The following is a 5,297-nucleotide window of genomic DNA, read 5'->3' as shown; positions in this document are numbered from 1 at the left end:
CGCCAAGCTTGGCAAGCTTATGTGCCTCACGCGCGCTGTTGTCGTCGACATAGTCTTCCTCAGGCGCGATTTCGCGGCGTGCATTGTTCGCCGCAAGCTCGGTCGGCGGATAATGCTTGGCCATCAACGGATGGCGGAACACATCGGTATGTGCGCGCCAATAAGGATCACCCGCTGGGCCGCCATAAGTCACGACAAGGGTCGGGGTGTACCCCACCTTCGATTTCGAAAAGAACTGAAGTACGTCGCCGTAGAAAATGTCGAGCGGGACATTGTGCTCAACGGTGGTGTTGCCATCGGCAATCAGGTTCATGTCCATGCCGAACAGCGAACCGCCTTCCGCCACCGAACGCATATTTTCCTGAAGCGCAGCGGCAACAACTTGCTGACGCTGTTCACGGCGCGGCTGGTTGTAGTTTTTGACGCTGTGCGCACCCTGCGCCTTCAACCGCCGGACATGCGCGAGGGCATCATCAAGGCCATTGATTTCGGCATACACATCGGCGGCCTTTGCGCCGTACACAATCTCGCCCGTGGAGAAGGAACGCGGCCCGACAATAAGGCCCGCGCGCTGCATTTCCACCGCCGGGAAAACCGTCGCGGCGCTGCTGGATGGATCATGCCGCGTGGTGATACCCATGGCGAGGTTGAGCATATTCACCCAGTTTTGCTGCGGCGTCATTTCATCGACACCATGCGGACCATGGGCGTGGGCATCAACAAGGCCCGGAATGATGGTCTTGCCGGTAACATCCACGGTCTTTGCGCCCGCAGGGATGGGGAAGTCTCCTGCCTTGCCCACGGCTTTGATCCGGTCATTTTCCACCAAGATGACGGCATTGTCGATGATCCCGCCATCCTTATCCGCCATGGTCACGACCCGCGCGCCAGTGAAGGCGACGAGGCCAGTGGGACGATCCGACTTCACCGTCATTGAAAGCGAAATGCCGTCTTTTGGTGACACAAACTTTACGGGCTTGGCGTCTTTCGCAAGCGGGCCATTGGGGTAGAATGCGCTGGTTTGAGCGGTGTAGAGCGTAGGCCCAAGTGCCCAATGCAATGCATCGCCATTGCGGCTCCAATGCATATAATCGGCGCCGCCCTTGCTGACCTTCACCACCGGAAGCGCGCTGCCCGACGACGACGCAGTGACTTCCTGCGTGCCGGGCATCAGCGGCATCACAAATGCTTCGTAGTTTTGACGGAAGGCAAAATTGTTCCCGTCTGGCGACACTTCATAAATGGTCGTCAGCTCGCCGCTGGCATGGCTGCGCTTGGCTTCACCATTCAGGTCGACACTGACGAGCAAGCGTTTATTGGCACCGGATTCGGTATAGAAAATCCGGTCATTGCTGGCGGCGAAATGCGGCGTGGTGCCACTTTCGGTAACGCGGACAGCATTGCCGCCTGTCGTGGCTATGCGGTAAATGCCCGGTTGATCCGAACGCAAGGGCGAGGTGAGGCCGCCGCCTTCTTGCTTTTCAAACACGATTGTCTTGCCGTCGGGTGAGAAACGCGGACGCGCATAATGGCCCGATTGCGCCGTCACATTTTTCGCCCTGCCACCCGTTGCGCCCACGACCTGAATGTGGCCAAGGCCCTTATCCGTCCAGTTCACAAAGGCGATGGTCTTCCCGTCGCGCGACCATGTGGGATATGCTTCCATCGCGGTGTCGGATGCGGTCAAGCGCTTTGCTGCCCCGCCTGCCGCAGGCTTGACCCACAACTTACCCATGGTTTCAAACAAAACGGTCCGGCCATCGGGCGAGGTAACCACGCCGCGCGGCATGTGCGTCTGGAACTCGGCAGGCGCGACTTCAATCGGCGGACGTGGCGGGTCGATGACATCGCGTGTGTCGGAAATGCGGAACGGGATTTCGCTCGATGCACCGCTCGGCCAATCGACCTTGCGCATCTTGCCGCCTGCCCAGAAATAAATGGTCTTGCTGTCGGGTGACCAATCCATGTTCGGATAGACGCCGGTCACGGCCCATGTTTCCTGCACATCTTGGTCGAGCGCATCGTAAATCTTGCGCTCTTCGCCGGTGTCCAGATCTTTCACATAGAGTTTGGACTGGGTCCGTTCGCGGCGGACGAAGGCGATTTTTGTGCCATCGGGTGAAGGCGTTGGACGCACCGAACCGCCGACACCGGACACGGCGGTTTCGGTTTTGCCGGTTTCAATCTCATAGCTTTCAATGTCGAAAATCTGGCCGTTGGAATCCTGCGCATATTGGAAGATGGGTCCGGGCGTGATGTTGCGCGTGTAATAAATATGCTTGCCATCGGGCGCGAAGATGGGCTCGCCCAATTCCTTCTGATGTTGCTCATTGGGCTTCTTGACCAGCTGAACCCCTGCGCCGCCCGACACATGGTAGAGCCAGACTTCGCCCGTACCCAGCGAACGGCCCGTGGTGAAATGCTTCTTGGCGGCGATGAAGCGGCCATCGGGGCTCCAGCTTGGTTGATTGAGCAAGCGGAAATCCTCTTTGCTCATCTGCCGTTTGTCGGAACCGTCGCGGTTCATGATCCAGATATTGTCGCCGCCGCCCCGGTCGGAGGTAAAGGCAATGCGCGTTCCATCGGGGGAAAAGCGCGGCTGGGTTTCGAAGGGCAAGCCTTCGGCAATGCGGGTCGGCGTGCCGCCGGTGACGGGCATGGTATAGATGTCACCCAGCAGATCGAACGCGATGGTCCGGCCATCGGGGCTGACGTCAAGGTTCATCCACGAACCCTCGTCGGTATCGATCGCGATCTGGCGAAGGGTCAAGCCAGGGGGCGCCGCGACATCCCATTTCGGCGCCTTGTCTTCCGCGGCAGCAGGCGCAGCGGCCGGAGCAGCAGCCGGAGTAGCAGCTTGCGCAAATGCCGATGCGGGAATGGTCGCTGCACCCAGCAGCAAGATGGTCTTCAGATAATGTGTCATTTTCGGGGCTCCCCTGCCATTTTGTCCTTGCTGTCATGCCTAGCGGGCAAGGGCAAGTGGGAAGCCGCAGCTTCGATGGGGAACGGGTTATTTTCTACAAACGACGGGGCGGCGGCGGCGGCAAGGGGGTGAGCACCCGCCCACCCCTTGCGCGTGTTAAAATCCGTCGACGCTCTTGCTGACGAGGATGTTGATCGCAACACGGCGGTTCTGCGCCTTGCCTGCTTCGGTGTTGTTATCCGCAGTCGGATCCGCCTCCGCCATGCCCGTGGGCGTCAACATGCGATAGGGTTTCCAGCCACAGGCTTGCTGCAAATGGTTCACCACCTTGGCCGCACGCTTCTCGCTCAGTGCCTGATTATAATCATAATCGCCCACCGAATCCGTATAGCCGACAACGAGCATCAGCGCGTTTTCGGTCGCATTCGCCTGCGACGCAGCAGCACACAGATCGGCCTGCGCGGCAGGAGTCAGGTTCCATTTGCCCGTGTCGAAATAGACGTTGGTCGTGCCCTTCACATTATATTGGTCAATGTCGGCCACGCGGCTGCGCAAGGCTTCGGTCGCGGCGGTCTGCTCGGAAAAGCCCTGCTCGGTGCCGTTGCGGATCATATTGGCGATGCGCATATCCTTATTCTGCAGCTTGATAGAACTGGCGACAAGGCCGCCGCTCCATCGCACGGTCTTTGCCGTCACCGGCAGGCCGTTCAGCAGCTGATCGGTGGCAAGCTTTGTCCGGCCAAGGCCGAATAGGCCGGAGCTGGACCGCACTTGCGTAGACTCGCTAAGCGACAGCACAGTCTTGGTGCCATCGGCGCCCGTTACCTGCATACGGTCATCCTTGCGCGCAGAAATAAAGCCCTTGATCTCTGGCCCTTCGGGAAGATCGCTCAGGTCAGCAGGCGGCATGCCCGTGACCACAGTGCCCGCTTCGGGCTGGGCAGGTAATTCTTGCTGCTCCTGTGCATACAGGCTCGCCGACATAGGGGCGGCAAGCATCGCCAGGGCAAGGGCAGTTTTGGATGTTTTCGACATGATACGCATATTGGTCTCCGAATATAAATATAGGCGGCCCTGCATCTGCGCAGATCCATATCGCCCCCTGTTGATGGCGTGCGGGCTGTTGGCGGCGCACTTCATCGCGGTTTGTTCGACGCGCAGCCGCTAGGCCGCGCCAAACGCTATGTCATTCCTGCGTGGGCAAGGCAACCTTGCCAGCAGATGAACGGGAAGCGGCACAAGGCACCCAAAGAGGATATGGCGAGACAGGCACGCGACCAACCTCGCAATGTTGGGCGCGCAGAGGCCGCCGAGACCGCCGAGGGGCCATCGTTACAATTGTTCACTTTACCGAATGGGGGATTGAGGCGACTGTTAAACATCGTTTTTATGACGCACTTAAGCGGCCAAGGTGCCGTAAAATTGCGGATATGAGAGTACGCCGCGACCTCTTCCCCTTCAGGAATATGGCGCTGTCGACGGCCAAAGGAGGAGAATGAAGATGAAAGCTTTGTACACGATCCCGACCCTGTTGCTTCTCGTTTCCGGCTGTTCCGGCGGTGAAACGCCCGCTGCTCCGGTAGATATCAAGGCCATCGAGGCGGCAGCGCATGATGGCTATGTTGCGGCCATTAACAGCAACAATGTCGACACGCTGATGGAGGGCCTGACCGACGATGTCGTTCTTCAGGCACCCGGCGCGCCAGAAATCATCGGCAAGGCCGCGGTGCGCGAATGGGTCGGCAGATATTTCGGCGCTTATGAGACGAAGTGGGAAAAGACGTCGCTTGGCTTTACCGTCACCGGCGATTTGGCCGTTGAGCGTTACACATACAAAGCCACCGACACCGACAAGAAAACCGGCGCGGTCACGACCGACATCGGCAAAGGGATCAACGTTTTCCGGCGCGGTACCGACGGCAAATGGCGCGTGGCCATTGACGGATGGAGCTCTGACAAACCCGCATCATGATAATGCGGTAGGGCGAAAAAGGCGGGCGGGCGTGTTCGGAGTTGCAACCCAACAAAAAAGGCCCCGTAAAGGGGCCTCGAACTATAGCTTTGTGTTTGGGCTTCATGGGCCCCGTATCGGGTCCGGGGCAACATTTTTCTAAGCGCGCTGCGCTTACTAAGAAAAATTGTTGGTTGCGGGAGTAGGATTTGAACCTACGACCTTCAGGTTATGAGCCTGACGAGCTACCGGGCTGCTCCATCCCGCGCCACCAAAATGCCCTGTATTTCAACGGGCAAAAACGAAAAAAGGCGGACATCCGTCGAATGAACGACAGCGGTCCGCCTTTTGAATTATGAATGGGTTCTTCCAATGCACTTATATCATGAGCGCCGGCTGCAATGCCTGGCGACGCCCTAC

3 protein-coding genes and 1 tRNA gene are annotated in these 5,297 nt (G+C 58.6%); 1 reads left to right on the top strand and 3 read right to left on the bottom strand.

The annotated features are described in order from the left end of the window. Together ACIQ5B_RS10115 and ACIQ5B_RS10110 are read right to left on the bottom strand one after the other, a co-directional pair. Positions 1–2,926, bottom strand: a 2,926-nt coding sequence (locus ACIQ5B_RS10115) for an amidohydrolase (protein ID WP_397598909.1), incomplete at its 3' end; no start/stop codon positions are given. Positions 2,927–3,082: 156 nt separating this feature from the next. Next, positions 3,083–3,970, bottom strand: a complete 888-nt coding sequence (locus ACIQ5B_RS10110) for an OmpA family protein (RefSeq protein WP_397598908.1) — start codon at positions 3,968–3,970, stop codon at positions 3,083–3,085. A gap of 451 nt (positions 3,971–4,421) precedes the next feature. On the opposite strand from ACIQ5B_RS10110, the gene ACIQ5B_RS10105 reads away from it, so the two are divergent. Then, a complete protein-coding gene (locus ACIQ5B_RS10105; RefSeq protein ID WP_397598907.1) occupies positions 4,422–4,898 on the top strand; it encodes a YybH family protein in 477 nt (158 codons plus the stop codon). A gap of 170 nt (positions 4,899–5,068) precedes the next feature. On the opposite strand, the gene ACIQ5B_RS10100 is transcribed toward ACIQ5B_RS10105, so the two are convergent. Further along, positions 5,069–5,145, bottom strand: a tRNA-Met gene (locus ACIQ5B_RS10100). Positions 5,146–5,297 lie beyond the last annotated feature (152 nt).

Origin of the sequence: Sphingorhabdus sp. (assembly GCF_044374345.1) — a bacterium.
Lineage (GTDB): Bacteria > Pseudomonadota > Alphaproteobacteria > Sphingomonadales > Sphingomonadaceae > Sphingorhabdus_B.
Note: the sequence above shows the minus strand (reverse complement) of the source record. Positions and strands in the feature narration are given on the sequence as shown.

Excerpts from the sequence above, each read along its gene's own strand:
- ACIQ5B_RS10105 (WP_397598907.1), top strand. The coding sequence starts at position 4,422 with ATGAAGATGAAAGCTTTGTACACGATCCCGACCCTGTTGCTTCTCGTT.
- ACIQ5B_RS10110 (WP_397598908.1), bottom strand. The coding sequence starts at position 3,970 with ATGCGTATCATGTCGAAAACATCCAAAACTGCCCTTGCCCTGGCGATG.